Consider the following 19,037-nt stretch of genomic DNA (forward strand, 5'->3'; position numbering starts at 1 on the left):
CGGTTGTGGCAACGTCTGCACGCACTCGGAGGGTGACGTCTGAGCTGAGGAGACGGCCGCAGCTGTCCGAGGACGTGGCCAACCACGTTCGCAACCTGATCATGTCCGGGGAAGTTCGACCGGGCGAGTTCGTTCGGCTGGACGAAACCGCGGCCGACCTCGGAGTCAGTGTCACGCCGGTCCGGGAGGCCCTGGTCGCGTTGCGCGGTGAGGGGATGGTCGAGTTGGTTCCCCATCGTGGCTATCTGGTGTCGCCGCTCAGCCGAGCGGACATCGAAGACATCTTCTGGTTGCAAGGGCAGATTGCGGTCAAACTTGCACTACGGGCCGCGGACAACATCACTGCTGACCAACTGGCGGAGTTGGTAGAGCTCAATACCGACCTACGGACAGCGGTCGACGCGTCCGATGCGGCTGCGATCGAGCAGTGCGAATTCCAATTCCACCGCCTGATCAATCTGGCGGCGGGCGGGGCAAAATTGGCGTGGTTCCTGTTCGGCGCAATTCGCTACACTCCGGCGCGGCTGTACGCGACCGACCCGGGCTGGGGTGAACTGGCGGTGTCGAGCCACGAGAAGTTGATCGAGGCGTTCGAGAAACGGGACCTCGAGCAGGTGGACGCGCAGATGCGAGTTCAGTTCTCCGACGGGGCAGCTCGTCTGCTCGCCCACCTCGACAGCATCGGTCTCTGGGACTGAACGTCGAGTAGGGCCCTCAGGACGGTGGCAGGGCGGGAGCGAGCAGGATCGCCGCACATTCGGCGACCAGTTCGTCTTCCGTGACGTCGATGTACCCGTCGAGCCACGAACTCAGCGTCTGTGCGAGGCCGCCGACGAGGAAGGTTGCCGTCAGCGTCAGTTGGCCGCTGTCGCCCAACCGGTAGAAGGTCTTGGCGTTGGCAGCGAGGAGGCCGACGAATATCGTCGTCGACGCCCGCCTCTTCTCGACGAGGAGCGGACTGGTGAGCGCGGTCGAGAAGAGTAATCGTCCGCGTCTCGGGTCGCGGGCAATAGTGCGGACGATGTTGGCAATCGCGGCCACTGCTTTGTCACGCTCGGAGTCGGCCGCGTCCACTGCTGCCTGGGTGGAGACGGCGATGTCTGTGATGACCGTGTCGTACACCGCGGATATCAGGGCGTCGCGGTCGGTGAAGCTCTCGTAGAAGTACCGGGCGGCTACACCAGCTTGTTTGCACACTCCGCGCACTGTCAGTTCGGGCTTGGCTGATCCCATCAGTTCGAGACCGGCTTCGATCAGCGTCTCGCGGCGCGCAGCGACGCGGAGGGCGCCGTCGACGCCGCCGTACAAACGCGGTTGGTCATTCATAAGGACCATCTTGGCATCTCGAAGTTCTTGACATCGTGAAGTTTCAGCGCTTGACTCATCTGAGAACATGCGTTCGCAGATATTTGACTCGAAGGGGTAAGGCCGTGACGGTGAGTGGAGATTCGATCGACATCGATGCCGAAGTCGAGAAGGCGATGTCCGGGTTGGGACTGTTGGCCGCCGGCGCAAACGTGATCATGCAACTTGCGCGCCCTGCGGTGGGGTACGGCGTGTACGAGAGCAAGGTCGAGACGGGCCGGTTGGATCGGCATCCGGTCAAGCGAACTCGCACGACCCTGACCTACCTGGCGGTGGCAACCCTGGCCACTGAGGACGAGAAGAAGCAGTACCGGCGCGCAGTCAACGGTGCGCACAAGTATGTTCGCTCCGACGAGAACAGTGCTGTTGAGTACAACGCCTTCGACCCCGAACTGCAGTTGTGGGTTGCTGCCTGCCTGTACCGCGGCTTCGAGGACGTCTACAAGGCCTTGTACGGAGATCTCGACCCGGTAGCCCAGGACGCTTTCTATCAACGCAGCGCAAGTTTTGGCACCACCCTCCAGATGCGCCGCGACATGTGGCCGGTGGATCGAGACGCGTTCGAGGTCTACTGGAACGACAGCCTGGGCAAAGTCAGCATCGACGACACCATTCGTGAGCACCTGTACGGGATCGCATCGGCCACGTTCACTCCGAAGTTATTGCATCCCTTGGTCGGTCCGCTCAATCGCTTTCTCACAACGGGGTTCCTGCCTCAAACCTTCCGGGACGAAATGCATCTGCCGTGGTCCGAACGCCGGCAACGCGGATTCGATCGATCGATGCGGGTTGCTGCTGCGGCTAATCGGGTTGCCCCGAAGGTTCTTCGTATGTTCCCGTACAACTTCTACCTGTGGGATCTGCGTCGCCGAATCGCGAAGGGGATACCGCTGGTCTGACGGGGAAGTCCGACGCTCAGACGAGGTTCTTGCTTCGCTTGATCCGGCGGCGGAGGTCGCGCATCTGAATGGTGTTGCCCGCCTGCCGGATCGATCGCGGTATGAATCTGTTGACAAACGACACGAAGATGAAGAGATGCTCGAAGCGTCGACGGTCGTCCTCGCTCCACTCGAGACCGAGCTGGTCACGGTAAATCGGGGGAAGGAAACCGATCGTCAGGAAGCGCAACAGGTTTCGAAACACCAGACGCAGTGGCCACGCGATCATGCGTAGGTCGATCAAATCATTCAGATACCGGCTGGTGCGTTCGTCGATGATGACGCGTTCGCAGCCGATGTTCCAGTATCGTTCGAAATCCGCGCGCGTGGCCGGCCACATCTCTTCGGTGACCTGCAGAGTTGTTCCCAGAGTGGAGGCGGATTGGTAGAACGACTCAGCCTGTTCCTCGGACATCACGCCGTGCAACAACTGGTGACTGTCTTCGAATCCGATGAAGAGACAAGCAGCGACCCACAATTGGAGTTCCCGGTTGAAGGCGTTGTACTTGACCGGGCTGTTTGCGTCTGACCGCACGTGCCGATGCACCGAGTTCACGGCTTCGCGGTACGCCAGACGCTCTTCCTCGTTGCCCAGAATCGCGACAGTCAGGTATTGCGTGGTGGTTCGCGCGCGCTTCCACGGATGCGCTGTCAGAGCGCCTGATTCAACCTTGCTTTCCATGACGCCGTACGCCACTTCAGGCCAGCCGAGTTGCAGAACGACATTGGCGGCGGCGCCGGCAAACGACCAGAAGTCAAGGGCGTCGGTGATGTGCGCAGGTTTACGAGCCCACCGTCGACGCACACCGCTGATGGTGATTCGCGTCTGGGCGGTTCGAAGAGACGACTCGGTCTGCTCGATGTTCAGATAGTGAGTGGGCATCGATCCTCCTATTTTGTCTCGACGTTGCTGACGAGCCACTGGTCGTTCGATCGGATCATCGAGATGACCATCCGATACTTCTGGGCATTTCCCTGCGGCGCAGCAACGTTTTTGGCTTCCTGATCGACGAACACGAGAACCGTTGCCGATGAACTGTCCAGGGACTCGATGCCCACGTGAGTTGCCGTCGCGGTTGCCTGACCCTGCCCACCGGCGACAACATCGCGCAGCGAATCGACCATGGTTCGGTAAGTGCCGGCAAATTCGTCCGTCGACATCGCGGCGATCGAGTCCTTGTTCGCGTCCAGGTCCTGGTAGTCGAACGAGGACATGATGATCGAGTATTCGCGGGCAGTGTCGAGAGCTTCTTGGCGCAGAGTGCCCTCCCGGTTTTCCGAATACACTTGAAAGCCCCACGCGGCCACTGCCGCGACCAGTGCCAGAGCCAACACGGCGGTCAGTGCGGTGCGCGGCGTCTTCAGGCGTCGCAGTAACGACGGGCGGCCCGGCTGGCCCGCCGATTCCTCCTCGGTCGTCTCGATCACTGTGCTTTCAGCGAGTGCCATTTCCCAGTCCTTCCAACATCGATCTCCAATAGTTCAGTGCGTCGACACCGGTCGGAATGAGAATCGGGTCAGCCACAACGGGCGGTCCGATCGGCGTGCCGGGGATGGTGGCATTCTGCAATCCGAGATCGTTGGGTCTGGGAGCATTTCGCGCTCCGCGTTGGACCAGATCATCGGCAGGTGGGCAGTACATCGCGAGGTTCGGACTGGTGGGGGAGAGATCACCGACCTCACGTCGGGCAGTGTCGTAGTTGCACACCGGGCCCTGTGTGGCGACCAGCGCAAAATCGGCACGATCACCCTTGACGATCGATGCCAGATCCGCGAGGCCGCGAGGGATTGTGACCAGTCCCGATTCCAGCGCATCCGTGCGGTCGGAGATGATCGGAGCGACAGTGACGAGGTTGGCCAGAACTGCGCCAAAAGTGTTGTGGTACTGGTCGAACAACTGCTGCGCGCTGCTCAACGCGGCCGGTGAATGGTCGGTCAGGTAGATCAGCACCGGTGCATTGGAATCGAGTTGCTCGGTGAAGTTCTTTGCCGCCGACATCCCGCGGACAAACGAATCCGATTGTGTTGCCATGGAATCAACCAACGTCGAGGTCCGCGAGAGCAGCGCCGCGAGTTCCGTGGACTGGTCGTTCAGCTGTGCGGACAGCGTCCCGCCGTTCTCGATCATCGTAGACAGACTTGGTCCGAGTCCGTTGAACGAGTTTCCCAATTCGGTTCCGATGTCGCTGATCGCCTCCGGATCGAGACCTTCGAGCACGTCCGACGCTTGAAGCATCAGCTCGCTCATCTGAACCGGCTGTTGGTCCGCCGGCATCGCAATCTCGTCGCCGTCCTGAAGGTAAGGTCCCTGATCGCTGTTGGGATAGATGTCGACGTTCTGGATTCCGGCGGCAGTTCCCATTGTCACCTTGGCAACACTGTCGGTGGGTATCTCGCTGTTTTCGTTGAGCGAAAGCTCCACGCGAGCGGATCGGGTACTCGAATCGAGAGCAACCTCGCTGACCTTTCCAACCTGCACCCCGCGGTAGGTGACCACCGTTCCCGCAGTGAGGCCAAAAGCGTCGGACATGGTGGCGTGCAGTCGAATGTGATCTCCGAATCCTTGTGGACCGACGACGTAGACGATGCCGAACGGAATGACCACGGCAGCGGTGAGCGCAAACAAGACAAGTTGCACGAGCGCAAGGCGTTTCATCGTCGGCCTCCCTGAAGCAGATCGGTCAGAGTTCCGGGTGCCGCAATCGCCGGCGCACCGCCCGCCATCCCGCCGGTCCAGAGTGTGTCGATCGTGCCGGGAATGTCGAGGGCGCCGTCGAACATCAGGTAATCGCCGCGAACTGCAGAGGTGAAACTCTCGAGCATTCCGTTCATGTTTGCCAGCGTTTGACCGATTTCGGCGTTGAACGAATCCAGTGTCCCGACAACGGTCGACGCGTCGTGGAGCATGCTGTCGAGCCCACCAGGCGAGGCATCGAGAATTGTGTTCGCGTTGAGTGCGAGTTGGACCGTCGAGTTCAACAGGCTGGAAATCTGATCCTTCTGCCCCACCAGGATCGTCACCACTTGTGGGAGGGAATCCAAGTAGTCGTCCACGATCTCGCGTTGCCCGGCAAGTTGTGACGAGATCCGAGCCGCGAGATCGACGGCCTCGTTGAACTCGTCCTGATGGCTACTGGCCTCCGCCATGAGAGAGGTGAGTGTATCGGTCAGTGACCGCACCTCACCGGACCGGCCGGCAAACGCAATATCGAGCTCCCGCACGACGATATCGAGTTGGTCGATGCCGCTTCCGGTCAGAACAGTGCCGAGCGTTGCCAGTGCACTCTCCACTTGCGGCCCGATCTCGGTGCGAGACTCGGGAATCGTGTCACCGTCGCGGAGTACCGAACTCGACGGAACGTCGGGCAGGCGCAGTCGAATGAAAGGATTACCCAGCGCTGAGGGAAGCTCGACGGAGGCTTCGACGTTGTCCGGTAACTGCGTCGCGGTATCGAGGCTCAGAGTCACTCGGGCCCCGATGACGTCGGCCGACAGTTCCGATACCCGGCCGATCACCTTCTGCCCGCTCCGGACGTCGGCTCCCGGAACCAGACCGTCGGCGCCGGCCAACTGCACTGCCACCGTGTACGCGTCACCATCTGCCGAGCGGCCCAACGGAAGATCCTGGATTCCGGCGCTGCAACCGCCGAATGCAAAGATCACCGCGCAACCAACACCGAATGTCACGACTCCGGTGAGTATCCGAACAGACTGCCCCATCAGTTGCCACCTCCCGAGACCGCGCCGCCGGATACCGCAGATGCGATTCCGAGCGGATCGGACGCACTGAGCGGGAAGGAAATGGGGTTCGTAAATCCGGCTCCGGTACAGATCGGCAATTTGTACGCTTCGCACAACGGTTGCGCCACAGCAAATTGCGTCAGCGCTGTCGAGACGTTGAGGCGAATGCGTCCGCGCTGATCGGGGCCGATAGTGCCGGACAAGTTTTGCATCATCAACGGCACGAGGTCCATGAACTCGGCGAGACCCGGTTGTTTTGACGCCAGTACCTCGCCGATGACTTGAACATTTCCAGCGATGGCACCGACGTCGTCGCCGTGCGTGGTCATGAATCGTTCCAGCTGATCGAATACCACCTGCAAATCTTGCAACGGCCTCGAGATGTCCATGTTCTGACTCGACCACTGATCACCCAATTGGCCCAAGTCGCCGACAAGTTGGTCGAGACTGACCTGCCGTGCGTCCAGCGCGGCCATCAAGGTGCTGAGATTGTCGACGAGTGTGCCGATGTCTTCGGACCGAGCGCCGACCACTCCCGTTGCCGTACTGAGGTTTCGGATCGCCGTGTTGAACTGATCGCCCTGCCCCTGCCACCCCGACGCACCGCGGCTGACAAGATCGCCGAGATTGCCGCCGTCGCCGGCAAACGCTTCAGCCAAGGTGCTGACGCTGCCCATCAAACCGTCGAAGTCGATGGGGGAGTGCGCACGTTCGATGGGGATCTGATCGCCGTTTTCCAACGTGTCTCCACCGGTGTATGCGGGGCCGAGTTCGATGTGGCGATCACTGATCACCGAAGGATTGAGAACATACGCCGATGCATCCGCCGGAAGTTCCACGGAGGTCGGCATGGACATCGCCACCCGAACCGATGTTCCGCGGGGCTGCACCGACGTGACCGTTCCGACACCGACACCGAGAACGGTGACTTTGCTTCCCTCATAGATCCCGCCGACGTAACTGAAATCGGCGTAGACGGTCTTGGACTGATCGGTGCGTCCGAAGATGTACCACCCCGAGAGGGCAATCGCCAGGGTCACAACGAGCAGTGCCGTGACGGCCTTACGTGGATTCACTTGCAACCCTCCATGATCCCCAGTGCGCAGAGAAGGTTGTCCGGGATCACGGCTGCCGGTGCATTGACGTCGGTCCAGTCGCCGGTGCCGGTGGCATCGGTGACCGAGCGCAGTGCAGACGGAAGACGCGTCATCAGCAGGTCGATCTGATCCGCGTTGTTCTTCAGCGTTGTCGTGACGGCGACCAGACTGTCTGTCAGCTCTCCGAATTCGCCCTCGCGTTCGGTGAACGTCGTGGACAGCTTCGAGATGATGATGGTCAGGTTGTCCACGAGTTGAGTGAGCGCGTCTTTGCGCATGGCCAGGGTACGGACGATGGTCTGAGCATTTGCGGCCGTGTTCACTATCGAATCAGTCTGTGCCACAGCCATGTCCGACAACTCCCGAGACATCGTGAGAACCTGGTCGATCTGCTCGCCGTTCTGGGCGAAGGCTGCGGAGGCGCCACTGATCCCGGCGAGCGCTCGGCCCACCTGGTCGGAGTCGGTCGGAATCACCTGCGCCAGAGTGTTCATCATCGATTCCATTGCTTGCAGGTCGACGCCGGTCGCAACCTGCGTTGCGTCAGTGCTGACGTCGTCGAGGCTGTACGCCGCGGTGGTCCGTGAGAGCGGGATGACGTGTCCGTCGGTGTCGTCGACAACTCCGGCCGGCACGACCTCGAGGTAACGCTTACCCAGGACCGTCTTGAGCCGGACAGTCGCGGTGCTCTGATTGCCCAACGGTTGATCCTTGTCCAGTCTGAAGCTGACGACGACGTGGTCGCCGGCAAGTTCGATGGAATCCACCCGTCCCGCCGGAACTCCGGCTACGTAGACCGGGTCGGTATCGGACAGGCCACTGGCATTGGCAAACTCAGCCGTGTATGCCGACGTGCGAACGTTGTACCAGAGCTTCGGAATGCCGAGCGCGGCTGCAAGTCCGACCACCAGGACAACGATCCCGAGGCTGCCCAAGGCGAGGGCAGTTCCGCTACCGCTCTGTCGACGATCCCCCTTGAACAGGAAGAGCATGATGCCGACAAAGACGTCGATCAGCTTGACCAGAAACATCATGAGCACACCGGCGAATGTGTTGCGCCGAAGATATTGGCTTCCACGTCCCCTGCCTTCAGCGTGAAGTTGCACAGATACAGATTGATGAAACTTCCGTAGCTGCCGATCCGGTTTGCGGCATCGGCGAACTGGGGGAGGTTCGCGACCAGTCGATTGAATTCGTCGGTGCTCGCGATCCAACCGGCAGTCACGTTCTCGAGTTGCTGAATCGTTGTGCCGAAGGAACCGTTCGATCCGGTCATCAACTGAGCCAAGGACGAGACGGTGCGGTTTCCCTGGTCCAGCAGCGTGGCAAGCTGGTCGTTCTGATCGACGACCGAGGTGCTCAGAACGTTCAAACCGTCAAGGAGGCTGATCATTTCGGGTTGACGGTCGTCGACGGAAGTGAGGAGTGTGTTCATATTCGTCAACAGTTGCGCAAAAACATCTTGGCGGTCGACGAGTCCTGATGTCATGGTGGCAATCTGGTCGAGAAGCGCCGAGATCGCGCCGCCCTGCCCGTTGAACGTTTCGACAAAACTTCGAGTGAGGGTGTTGACCTGCTCGGGTTGCAGAGCGGCGAACAGCGGTTTGAAGCCATTCATCAATGCAGTCAGGTTGATCGGGGGCGTTGTCTGTGTCAGCGGAACTGTCCCACCAGGTTCCAGCGTTCTCACCGATCCGGATGAGGCGCCGTCATTGTGCGTCAGAGCCAGGTAGCGGGCGCCCAGCATATCGCCGTAGCGGACCGTAGCCCGCACATCGGATGCGAGTAGATAGTGCGATTCGATCTCCACGTCGACGATCGCCTTACTGGTGCCACCGCCGTTGTCGGCAAAGGCGACCGAGTCCACCCTGCCGATGCGGACACCCGACAGGGTCACCGGGTTACCCGGGTTCAGGCCCTCCACGTCGGTGAACTCGAACGAATAGGAATCGGTGTCTCCACGAACCGGCACCGACAACGTGTTTGCCACGAACGACGCGCACGCCAGGCCGGTGAGGCAGAACAGGGACAACCGAACTACCTGAGCGGTACGAATTTTCACGGAACACTCACCTCGTTGCCCCGAATTAACGGTCCCAACATGAGTGTTGTGGCGGGGTTGGGCGCGGCGGTATCGCCGGCTTCGTTGCCGAGTAGCTGGTTCTCGAGAAGCATCAGCGCCGAGGCTTCGTCCGCGCCACCAGCGACCGGCATCAGATTGGTGCCCGAGCAGTACGCGCCCCGCTCATCCGCGTACTGCGGGCAATCCTCCCCTGTATAGGGAAGTGGATCGGTAAACGTGGGAACAGCGGTGATGTTGAATTTTCCGGTGGCGAAGACCCGGGCACCGGCGGCGCCGAATGTGTTGGCATTGGCCAGAGTGGAGCGCAGACCGTCGGGATTGGCCGCTGTTGTTGCGAGTATCTTTCCGGCAGAGTCGATGACGGTGATGACGTTGCCGGTGTTCTCTGCGACGAAGTTGTCGAGCGTCGCGGTGAAGACCGCAGCCGCACTTATCGACTTCTCGAGGTTGTCCCGGTTCGCAACCATGCTGTTCGAGACTGACGTCGCAGCTGCCAAGGTGTTGAGGATGTCTGGAGTTGCGCGGTCCAACGCCTCTACCACCGACGTGAATTCCGGTGTCGAATCAAGGAATTGGTGAGCCGCCGGTGTCAGCACGGTGGAGGCAGCGCTGAGATTGTCGATGGTTGCCCCGATCTTGGCTCCGTTTCCGTCCAGCGCCTGACCCAGTGCAGTCAGGGCGGTGTGCATTTTCTCGGGCCGCATTGCAGTGAGGACCGAGACCATTTGGGTGTAGACGTCGTAGAGTGCGACGGCTTCGGGACCGGTGTCCATGGAAATGGTGTCGCCCTCCGAGAGCGTCGCCTGGCCCGTGGCGTTCGGGTTGTCGACAAGTTGCACGTAGATGTCGCCGAAGAACGTCCGGGGTACCACCCGCGCCATGACGGTTGCTGGGATTTTCGACGTTTCACCGGTGTCGATCTGCAGTTGCACCACCGATTCTGTGGTGCCCCAATCGATCTCACCGATGCGGCCGATGTTGACCCCGTGGTATCGGACCGGAGCCTCGCCGCTGATCAGGCCGGCGTCGGCAGGGACGGCGACGTAGATATCGGTGCTGCGTTCGAGATTGCCCGAGCCGCGCAGCACCATGGTGACAGCAGCGGCAACGGCCACGGCTATGGCCACCGCGCCGCGAATGGCGTAGGCGATCTTGGTGCGCGTAGTGAGTCTGTCCACGGCTCAGACCCCCATTCCCGGGATTTGGGGAACAAGACCCCACAGGCCGAAAGTCATGATGACGTCCAGGATTCCGATCGCCAGGATCGCGGTGCGGAGTGCGCGGCCGGCGGCCTGACCCACACCCGCGGGTCCACCCGAGGCGTAGTACCCGTAGGCGCAGTGCACCAGAGCGACAACGGCCGCGAAGACCACGGCTTTGAGCCCGGAGTAGAGGAGGTCCTGTGGGGAGATCGCGAGATGGAAGAAGTAGTCGTACGTTCCCGCCGATGCGCCGTTGAAGAACACGACAACCAGGCGCGTTGACAAGTAGCTGGCCAGCAGACCGATCATGTAGATCGGGATGACGCAGATCATTGCCGCGATCACGCGGGTGCCGGCCAGGAAAGGAATCGATCTGATGGCCATGGAGTCCAGGGCATCGATCTCGTCGGAGATGCGCATGGCGCCGATCTGCGCGGTAAAGCCGGTTCCGACTTTGGCGGCCAACGCAATTGCGACTACAACCGGTGCGAGTTCACGCGTGTTGGCCACGGCCGACAGCATTCCGGACAGTGAGGTCATCCCCACCAATTCGAGTCCGCGATGCATTTCGACACCTAGCATCATCGCAGCCGCCAGGGACATCGCGAACACGATGCCGATGGTTCCGCCGCCGGACAGTAGAGAGTTCGTGCCGAAGCTGACTTCGCTGATCTGACCGAGCACATGCTTACGATATTTGGTGAGGACAAACGGAATTGATGCGACCGTGCGGACGTAGAACGTCACATGCTGACCGAGTGAAACCACACCGTCGCCGACGCTGCGTAGCGGTCTGCTTGCCTGGTGGGCTCTGATCCGGAGATCGACGAGCGACATCAGAATTCACCGACTGCCGGAACTATCACGGTGTACAGCGCAGACAGGACGGTGTTCGCGATGAAGACCAGAGCGAAAGCGATGACGACGGCTTCGTTGACGGCATCGGCGACTCCGCGGGGGCCGCCTTTGGCATGGAGTCCTTTGAACGTGGCGACCAAAGTCGAAGCGAGACCGAAGATCGCAGCTTTCACCAAGGCCATGACGAAGTCGGATGATCGTCCGTACTGGCTGAACGTTGCCATGAATGTTCCGGCCGGAAGATGCTGAACGTAGATGTGATACAGGTAGCACGCGATGACGCCGCCGAAGGTGACCATGGAACACAGAGCAAGGGAAACGATCACCGCTGCAACCAATCTCGGAGCAACAAGACGCTCGATGACGTCGATTCCCATGACTTCCATCGCGTCGATCTCTTCGCGGATCTTCCGGGAACCGAGATCGGTGCAGATGGCCGATCCGGCAACGCCCGCCATCATCAGGGCGCACACCAGAGCTGCCGCCTGACCCACGATAATGAACGCGACAACTGCGCCGGAATACCCGCCGGCGCCGATTCGTCCCGCGAGTTCACCGACCGACACCGCGATGAAGACACCGATCGGGATCATGAGCAGCAGGGATGGGCCGGTACTGACTCTGCCGATGAACAGGGTTTGAGTTATCGTCTCGTGCAACGAGAGTCGCCTGCGAATAATGGCCGTGAACAGGCCGAACAGGGCTTGAACGGAGAATCCGATCAGATAGCCGCCCTCGAGCGCTACGTCCCGTACCGGGCCTTTCGGGGCTGGTAGTTCGTACGTCACCGGATTCTATTCCTTTGCAGCTCAAGTTCTTTCAATGAAGATATCGAGTGTGTTCAGGCATCGAAACGGTTCGACGTGGGGCGTGCGATCGTTGCGGATGGTGTGTGAATCATTTCACAGCGGTTCGTGTGCGGCAAGACTTATGTGAATGGAAATTCTTTCTGAATTTTGTCCGGCTGGCGGCGCAGGCTTGATATAACTACAGTTGAAAGCCGTATTACCATTCATGTGCCCGACAGATGCGCGCACAATGTGTATGAATATTCTCAATACAGGGAAGCGGGCCGGAGATCGTGACAACAAGAGACCTGAGGGTTGCTCCGGCCGTCGGTCGGAGCCGTGCGGTCGAAGTGAAGAAGAGGCCGAAAGATCGTAAAGCTCAAATTGCGGCCGCGGCGGCAATTGCGTTCAGTGAGCGCGGCTATCACGGTGTCAGTGTCGAAGACATCGCGTCGTCGGTGGGTATCTCGCCCTCGGCGCTCTACCGTCATTTTCCGAAGAAGTATGCACTGTTTCAGTATTCGGCGCTGTCGTTGATGGAAGCGCTCACCGAGGCTCTCGATTCGGTGGAAGGCAGCAGGCAAGACGCCGATCTGCTTCGACGGGATGTGCTGGCTGTAATCCGAACGACGGTACGCAATCGCCGGACCGCCGGTATCTACCGGTGGGAGAGCAGATTCCTCGAGCCCTCGGATCGGGCGGTGATTCGTGAACACTCGATTCTGCTCAATCGCCGCGTGGGTGCCCATCTGTCGCCGTCGGACACTCCGATCGGTGAGCAGGATGCAAAGCTTGTGGTGGCCGCGATGTTCAGCGCGATCGGAAGCATCACTGCCCACAACCTTATGCTGCCGCAGAAGACAATTGAACGTATTCTGCTGAGTGCGTGTGTGGCGATAGATCGGACGAGATTTGTCCGCGGGCGCCCGGGCAATCCGCAGAGTCGCCGTTCGGTGCTTGCGCCGCTGGGGGACAACAAGCGGGAACGGCTTCTGCACGAAGCCGTTCGGCTCTTCGACTCCCGTGGTTACCACGACGTCAAGATCGAAGAGATTGCTGCCGCAGCTGGTTTGAATGCTTCCGGCATGTACCGGTACTTCGCAAGCAAAGCCGATCTCCTGTCCGCCATCTTCTACCGCGCGGCAGATCGGCTGGACGTCGCGACGGTGTCGGTACTGGATGCGTCGGACTCGCCGGCCGAGGCATTGGCATCGCTCTCGCTGATGTACGTCGACTTGTCTTTTGCGCAACACGAGTTGATGTCGATCTACTTCTCCGAGATGCACAATCTGCTGCCGAGTCATCGAAATGATCTGAAGAGTCGACAGAAGCTTTACGTGGCAGAGTGGGCGCGGCTGCTCCGTGAGATCCGGCCGGAACTGACGGAGCCCGAAAGCATATTCATCGTGCACGGCGCGCTGAATGTGGTTCCCGACGTCGGCCGGCTGCTCGGATTTGATCCCGAACCTGAGAACGTGTGGAAAGTCCACGGCTTGGTTTCGGCGGTTCTGTTCGGTGGACCGGGAGAGCCGTGAGCGTCAGGTGAAGACGACGAGCCAGACGGCGATGTAGTGGCAGATTGCCGCGACGACCGTTGCGGCGTGGAAGAACTCGTGATGCCCGAACGTCGTGGGCCACGGGTTCGGCCATTTGGTGGCGTAGAGAATTGCCCCGACGCTGTAGAGGATTCCTCCGATGAGGAGCAGCACCATGGGTGCCACTCCTACGTGGTGGGTCAGCTCGCCCGCGACGGGCACGATGGCCCATCCCAGAATCAGGTACAGCGGTACGCCTACCCATTTGGGGGCGGTTGGCCACAACATCTTGAGCGCGACGCCGGCCAAGGCTCCGGCCCAGACGACCGCAAGGACGACGGTGCCGGTTTCGCTCGGCAAACCCAGCATCGCAAACGGCGTGTAGCTGCCGGCGATGAACAAGAAGATCATCGAATGGTCGGCGCGCTTCATCCAGATGCGAGCGTCGACGGTCTTCCAGTGGATGCGGTGGTAGGTCGCGCTGATGCCGAAGAGGCCACAGATAGTGATGCTGTAGATCGCGGTGGCCAAGGCGGCCTTGCCGCCGACTCGAGCGCCCGCCACCGAGACGAGAACGATTCCCGCTACAACTGAGACGCAGAGTGCCCACAAATGGATCCATCCGCGCAGACGTGGTTTGACCGGAAGTGCGTCCAACCCGAGTGCTGTCATCCGTTGTCTCCTCTCGGTAACTCCACCAGAACCTACGGTACCGTAGGTTACGTGTCAGTAGCATAACCTACCTGCAGCTTTTCGACGCGCTGATAAAGCGTGACGGCGCTCGCAGGTGGGGCCAAGGTCCCGGCGTAGTCTTTGTCACCATGGTGATGTCACGGTGAAGGTGCGCGGACTGCTGTACAGCATCTACGAACGACGGCTCTTGAAGCATTTGGATGGACTCACCCATCCGAGGCATGTCGCGGTGATGTGTGACGGCAATCGGCGCTGGGCGCGCGAGAACGGTTTCACGGACGTCAGTCACGGGCACCGGATGGGCGCACTCAAGATTTCCGAGCTACTCGACTGGTGCGATGCCGCCGGAATCGAGATGGCCACGATCTATCTACTTTCCACCGAGAATCTGCGCCGCGACCCCGAGGAGTTGGACACTCTCCTCGAAATCATCACCGATGTGGTCGAGGAAATTTCCGGGCCGACTAAGAACTGGAGCGTGCAGATCGTCGGCGCTCTGGATCTGCTCCCGGCCGAACAGTCACGGCGCCTTCGTCAGGCTGCGGACGGAACCGACGGCCGCACCGGCACTCACGTCAACATCGCGATCGGATACGGCGGCCGCCAGGAGATCGCAGACGCGGTCCAGTCGCTTTTGAGTGAGAAGCTCAGCGAGGGACTCAGTGGCGACGACCTGGTCCAGGCGATCACCGTCGACGGCATCGACAGCCACCTGTACACGTCGGGTCAGCCCGATCCCGACCTGGTGATCCGCACGTCGGGGGAGCAGCGGCTCTCGGGGTTCCTGTTGTGGCAGAGCGCCTATTCGGAGATTTGGTTCACCGAGGCGTATTGGCCCGAGTTCCGCCGGGTCGACTTCCTCCGCGCACTGCGTGACTACGCTGCCAGACACCGCAGGTTCGGTGTCTGAGCAGTATCAGAGCTTGCGCAGGCGGAGCCGATTGATCGTGTGATCGGAATCCTTGCGTAACACCAGCGTTGCTCGCGGACGGGTGGGAAGGATGTTCTCCACCAGGTTCGGTAGATTGATCGAATTCCAGATGTCCTTGGCAGCACTGGTCGCGTCACGGTCCGACAGTCCCGAGTAGTGGTGAAAGTGCGCGCTCGGGTCGGCAAACGCCGTCTTCCGTAGCGCCAGGAATCGTTCGATGTACCAGGCTTCGATGTCCTCGATCCGGGCGTCGACGTAGATCGAGAAGTCGAACAGATCCGAGACCATCAGACGGGGTCCCGTCTGCAGCACGTTGAGACCCTCGATGATGAGGATGTCCGGCTGGCGGATCAGGTGGAACTGACCGGGGATGACGTCGTACAAAGTATGTGAATAGACCGGTGCCGCTACCTCTTCGGCACCCGACTTCACTTCGGTGACGAATCGCAGGAGCTTGCGCCGATCGTAGCTTTCGGGAAAACCCTTGCGGTGCATGATGCCCCGACGGTTCAGTTCCTTGGCGGAGTACAGGAAGCCGTCGGTCGTCACGAGATCGACACGCGGGTGGTGGTCCCAGCGAGCTAGGAGTGCTTGCAGCACACGGGCTGTCGTGGATTTGCCGACAGCCACCGAACCGGCCACGCCGATAACGAAGGGAACCTGTCGATCGGGATGTTTCTCACCGAGGAACGTTGCGGTAGCGGCAAACAGGCGCTGCCGTGCTGCAACCTGCAGGTGGATCAGACGGGCCAGAGGGAGATAGACCTCGGCAACTTCCTCGAGGTCGATCTGCTCGCCAAGGCCGCGGAGGCCGTACAGTTCGTCCTCGGTCAGGACCAGGGGAGTCGACTTACGCAGTGTGCGCCACTGCTTGCGATCGAACTCGACATACGGGCTGGATTCGCCGGCGCGTGCCATCAGCCCAGCTCACCGGTGCCGAGGAACTGCGATGCCGTGGGTACGGGCGAAGCGTGCGAGCAAGCCAGGCGCGAGTGCGCACGATCCAAGTGCATAACCGAATTGTGCTTGGTGCCACGTATGGAGTTGTCGTCGGGTCGCATTCCGGGCGCGGGCGCTAGGCTTGTGCCTTATGGATCCAGACTCGCTCGTTCGCCGATATCTGCTGCTGGGACTAGGTTTCGATCGACTCGAGGAAGGGTTCGTCGACGCTTTCACCGGCGATCCCGCTCTGCGTCAGCAAGTGGAGAATGCACCGAAGCCGGATCCGCGCGTACTCGCCCGCACCGCTCGCGAGCTCCGTGCCGAGTTACCGGCAAGCGGTCTCGGCGCCGAGCGGGCTCACTTCATCGACGTTCACCTCCGTGCTCTCGAATGCTCCGGACGCAAGTTCGCGGGCGAGGAGATCGGGTTTGTCGACGAGGTCGAGGCCTACTTCGACGTGCGAATTTCCAAGGGAAACGAAGACGCCTACGGCGATGCTCATCGCCTGATGGGTGAGGTGCTACCTGGCCCGGGAACGCTGGCGGAGCGCGTGCAGGCCCATCGCAAGGCCGACGAGATTCCCGCTGCCAAACTGGCTGAGTGCGTCGACGCGATGTCCAGTGCGTTGCGCGATCTGGTGCGCGGCACATTCCCGTTGCCGGCGTCGGAAACCGTCGAATACGAAGTGGTGGGGGACAAGCCGTGGTCCGGGTTCAACTACTACCTCGGTGACTATCGCTCCACAGTGGCGATCAATTCCGATCTTCCGCAGTTCATGGCCAACCTGCCGAGGCTGATTGCCCACGAGTCGTACCCCGGTCATCACACCGAGCACTGCCGCAAGGAAGCCGGTTTGGTGGGCGCCGGGCAGCTCGAGCAGACGCTGTTCCTGGTGAACACGCCGCAGTGCCTCATGGCGGAAGGCCTGGCGGATCTCGCGCTCGAAGCGATAGTCGGCCGCGACTGGGGCCTGTGGGCGCAGGAGATCTACGCGGATCTGGGGTTGGCGTTCGACGGCGAGAAGGCGCAGCAACTGTCGGCGGCGTCCGGTCAGTTGATCAGCGTCCGGCAGGATGCCGCGCTGATGCTGCACGACGAGGGACGCAGCCACGACGACGTTGCCGGATTCCTCGAACGGTGGTCGCTGTCGACGCCGGAGCGAGCGCGGCAGTCGCTGCGATTCCTGTCCTCGCCGCTCTGGCGGGCGTACACCAGCACTTACGTCGAGGGATACCGGTTGCTCGGCGGGTGGCTCGATCAGGCCGCAACGCCGTCCGACCGCACAGACCGATTCCGGCGTCTGCTGGACGAACCGCTTGTACCGAGCTCACTGCGTTCGGCACCGGGTGGAGACACGTCGGGCGACCTTCGTAGACTGGACGCATTCGATCCCGCATCCACCTTGGAGATTCCTCGATGACCGCTGTGCCTGGCTCCGACGTCAACTCTGCACCACTCGCCGAACTCGACCCCGAGGTCGCCGAAGCTATGGCGGGTGAATTGGCTCGTCAGCGCGACACTCTCGAGATGATCGCGTCGGAGAACTTCGTCCCCCGCTCGGTGCTGCAGGCTCAGGGCAGCGTCCTGACCAACAAGTACGCCGAGGGATACCCGGGACGCCGCTACTACGGCGGCTGCGAGAACGTCGACATCATCGAGGATCTCGCGCGTAACCGTGCCAAGGAACTGTTCGGCGCCGAGTTCGCCAACGTGCAGCCGCACTCCGGCGCACAGGCAAACGCTGCTGTCCTGATGGCGCTGATGAACCCGGGTGAGAAGCTGCTCGGCCTCGACCTCGCTCACGGTGGTCACCTCACGCACGGCATGAAGCTCAACTTCTCGGGCAAGTTGTACGACGTCGCGTCCTACGGTGTCAGCAAGGAAGATCACCGCATCGACATGGACGAGGTGCGTTCCATCGCCCTCGCCGAGAAGCCGAAGGTCATCGTCGCCGGTTGGTCCGCGTACCCGCGTCAGCAGGACTTCGCAGCCTTCCGTGCGATCGCCGACGAGGTCGGTGCGTACCTGTGGGTCGACATGGCGCACTTCGCCGGTCTGGTTGCCGCTGGTCTGCACCCGTCGCCCGTCCCGTACGCAGATGTCGTGTCCTCGACCGTCCACAAGACCCTCGGTGGCCCGCGCTCCGGTCTGATCCTGGCGAAGAAGGAGTGGGCCAAGAAGCTCAACTCCGCAGTTTTCCCCGGCCAGCAGGGTGGACCGCTCATGCATGCCATCGCAGCCAAGGCCGTCACCTTCAAGATCGCTGCCGGTGAAGAGTTCAAGGACCGTCAGGCACGCACTCTCTCCGGTGCACGCATCCTCGCCGAGCGTCTGGGCAACAAGGACGTCGCAGATCAGGGCATCAGCGTTCTGACCGGCGGCACCGACGTCCACCTCGTTCTCGTGGACCTGCGCAACTCGCAGCTCGACGGCCAGCAGGGTGAGGATCTTCTGCACGAGGTCGGCATCACCGTCAACCGCAACGCAGTTCCGTTCGACCCCCGCCCGCCGATGACCACGTCCGGTCTGCGTATCGGTACCGCAGCGTTGGCCACCCGCGGATTCGGCGACGCCGAGTTCACCGAGGTCGCCGACATCATCGGCACCGCGCTGGCCGGCAACGCCGATCTGGTCGCTCTGCGCGCCCGCGTCGCCAAGCTCGCTCTCGACGTTCCGCTGTACGACGGACTCGAGGACTGGGGCTTGCTCAGCAAGAACGTCTAGGCATTGATTCACTGACGGCCCGGTCCCTTTCGAGGGGCCGGGCCGCTGGTATTTGTGCGTTCGTGGATTTGTGGCATCGGTCACATGACCGATGGTGGCCGAGTTCGGCGCTTCCTAGCCTGAGAGCATTACCCCTCCGG

The 19,037-nt window shown here is 61.2% G+C and carries 19 protein-coding genes; 6 read left to right on the forward strand and 13 right to left on the reverse strand.

The window, feature by feature from the left end; all coding sequences use genetic code 11:
- The first annotated feature begins 5 nt into the window (after positions 1-5).
- Entirely contained in the window at positions 6-698 is a 693-nt protein-coding gene (locus ACFRFQ_RS23370; protein WP_378662886.1) for a GntR family transcriptional regulator, read from the forward strand.
- 16 nt (positions 699-714) lie between these two features.
- On the opposite strand, the gene ACFRFQ_RS23375 is transcribed toward ACFRFQ_RS23370, so the two are convergent.
- Positions 715-1,326, reverse strand: a complete 612-nt coding sequence (locus tag ACFRFQ_RS23375; RefSeq protein WP_378662889.1) for a TetR/AcrR family transcriptional regulator — start codon at positions 1,324-1,326, stop codon at positions 715-717.
- Positions 1,327-1,481: 155 nt separating this feature from the next.
- On the opposite strand from ACFRFQ_RS23375, the gene ACFRFQ_RS23380 reads away from it, so the two are divergent.
- Positions 1,482-2,264, forward strand: coding sequence for an oxygenase MpaB family protein (locus ACFRFQ_RS23380; protein WP_378663331.1), 783 nt, complete (start codon positions 1,482-1,484; stop codon positions 2,262-2,264).
- Between the two features lie 16 nt (positions 2,265-2,280).
- Here ACFRFQ_RS23380 and ACFRFQ_RS23385 read toward each other — a convergent pair whose 3' ends face one another.
- From ACFRFQ_RS23385 to ACFRFQ_RS23430, 10 genes are read right to left on the reverse strand one after another with little or no spacing between them, the layout of a single operon-like run.
- The gene (locus ACFRFQ_RS23385) at positions 2,281-3,186 is read right to left on the reverse strand and encodes an oxygenase MpaB family protein (RefSeq protein ID WP_378662892.1); all 906 of its coding nucleotides are present in this window, start codon (positions 3,184-3,186) and stop codon (positions 2,281-2,283) included.
- 8 nt (positions 3,187-3,194) lie between these two features.
- Positions 3,195-3,752: a mce associated protein mas1a gene (locus ACFRFQ_RS23390; protein ID WP_378662894.1), complete on the reverse strand. Its 558-nt coding sequence runs from the start codon at positions 3,750-3,752 to the stop codon at positions 3,195-3,197.
- Positions 3,739-4,959 carry an MlaD family protein gene (locus ACFRFQ_RS23395; RefSeq protein WP_378662897.1) on the reverse strand — a complete coding sequence of 407 codons (1,221 nt, stop codon included), beginning with the start codon at positions 4,957-4,959 and terminating at the stop codon, positions 3,739-3,741. Before ACFRFQ_RS23395 ends, ACFRFQ_RS23390 begins: the two co-directional genes overlap by 14 nt.
- On the reverse strand, positions 4,956-6,023 hold the full coding sequence (locus ACFRFQ_RS23400; protein WP_378662900.1) for an MCE family protein: 1,068 nt from the start codon (positions 6,021-6,023) through the stop codon (positions 4,956-4,958). Before ACFRFQ_RS23400 ends, ACFRFQ_RS23395 begins: the two co-directional genes overlap by 4 nt.
- Positions 6,023-7,120, reverse strand: a complete 1,098-nt coding sequence (locus ACFRFQ_RS23405; RefSeq protein ID WP_378662901.1) for an MCE family protein — start codon at positions 7,118-7,120, stop codon at positions 6,023-6,025. Before ACFRFQ_RS23405 ends, ACFRFQ_RS23400 begins: the two co-directional genes overlap by 1 nt.
- On the reverse strand, positions 7,117-8,172 hold the full coding sequence (locus ACFRFQ_RS23410; protein WP_378663333.1) for an MCE family protein: 1,056 nt from the start codon (positions 8,170-8,172) through the stop codon (positions 7,117-7,119). Before ACFRFQ_RS23410 ends, ACFRFQ_RS23405 begins: the two co-directional genes overlap by 4 nt.
- On the reverse strand, positions 8,172-9,203 hold the full coding sequence (locus ACFRFQ_RS23415) for an MCE family protein (RefSeq protein WP_378662904.1): 1,032 nt from the start codon (positions 9,201-9,203) through the stop codon (positions 8,172-8,174). Before ACFRFQ_RS23415 ends, ACFRFQ_RS23410 begins: the two co-directional genes overlap by 1 nt.
- Positions 9,200-10,402 (reverse strand): MCE family protein, encoded by a 1,203-nt coding sequence (locus ACFRFQ_RS23420; RefSeq protein WP_378662906.1) that lies wholly within the window; start codon positions 10,400-10,402, stop codon positions 9,200-9,202. Before ACFRFQ_RS23420 ends, ACFRFQ_RS23415 begins: the two co-directional genes overlap by 4 nt.
- Before the next feature lie 3 nt (positions 10,403-10,405).
- Positions 10,406-11,263, reverse strand: a complete 858-nt coding sequence (locus ACFRFQ_RS23425; RefSeq protein WP_378662909.1) for an MlaE family ABC transporter permease — start codon at positions 11,261-11,263, stop codon at positions 10,406-10,408.
- The gene (locus ACFRFQ_RS23430) at positions 11,263-12,072 is read right to left on the reverse strand and encodes an ABC transporter permease (protein ID WP_138872482.1); all 810 of its coding nucleotides are present in this window, start codon (positions 12,070-12,072) and stop codon (positions 11,263-11,265) included. The genes ACFRFQ_RS23425 and ACFRFQ_RS23430 overlap by 1 nt, the downstream gene beginning before the upstream one ends.
- Positions 12,073-12,365: 293 nt before the next feature.
- On the opposite strand from ACFRFQ_RS23430, the gene ACFRFQ_RS23435 reads away from it, so the two are divergent.
- Positions 12,366-13,607 (forward strand): TetR/AcrR family transcriptional regulator, encoded by a 1,242-nt coding sequence (locus tag ACFRFQ_RS23435; protein ID WP_378662913.1) that lies wholly within the window; start codon positions 12,366-12,368, stop codon positions 13,605-13,607.
- A gap of 3 nt (positions 13,608-13,610) precedes the next feature.
- Here the strand turns inward: ACFRFQ_RS23435 and ACFRFQ_RS23440 are convergent, their stop codons facing one another.
- Entirely contained in the window at positions 13,611-14,279 is a 669-nt protein-coding gene (locus tag ACFRFQ_RS23440; protein WP_378662917.1) for a hemolysin III family protein, read from the reverse strand.
- Positions 14,280-14,442: 163 nt separating this feature from the next.
- Between ACFRFQ_RS23440 and ACFRFQ_RS23445 the strand changes: the two genes are divergently transcribed.
- Entirely contained in the window at positions 14,443-15,210 is a 768-nt protein-coding gene (locus ACFRFQ_RS23445) for an isoprenyl transferase (protein ID WP_378662919.1), read from the forward strand.
- A 6-nt stretch (positions 15,211-15,216) separates the two neighbouring features.
- Here the strand turns inward: ACFRFQ_RS23445 and coaA are convergent, their stop codons facing one another.
- Positions 15,217-16,149 (reverse strand): type I pantothenate kinase, encoded by a 933-nt coding sequence (coaA, locus tag ACFRFQ_RS23450; RefSeq protein ID WP_378662922.1) that lies wholly within the window; start codon positions 16,147-16,149, stop codon positions 15,217-15,219.
- 172 nt (positions 16,150-16,321) lie between these two features.
- Here coaA and ACFRFQ_RS23455 point away from each other — a divergent pair, with 172 nt between their 5' ends.
- Both ACFRFQ_RS23455 and glyA read left to right on the forward strand, forming a co-directional pair.
- Positions 16,322-17,593, forward strand: coding sequence for a DUF885 domain-containing protein (locus tag ACFRFQ_RS23455; protein WP_378662924.1), 1,272 nt, complete (start codon positions 16,322-16,324; stop codon positions 17,591-17,593).
- Positions 17,590-18,897, forward strand: coding sequence for a serine hydroxymethyltransferase (gene glyA / locus ACFRFQ_RS23460; protein ID WP_378662927.1), 1,308 nt, complete (start codon positions 17,590-17,592; stop codon positions 18,895-18,897). The genes ACFRFQ_RS23455 and glyA overlap by 4 nt, the downstream gene beginning before the upstream one ends.
- Positions 18,898-19,037 lie beyond the last annotated feature (140 nt).

Origin of the sequence: Rhodococcus sp. NPDC056743 (genome assembly GCF_042790355.1) — a bacterium.
Taxonomy (GTDB): Bacteria; Actinomycetota; Actinomycetes; order Mycobacteriales; family Mycobacteriaceae; genus Rhodococcus_F.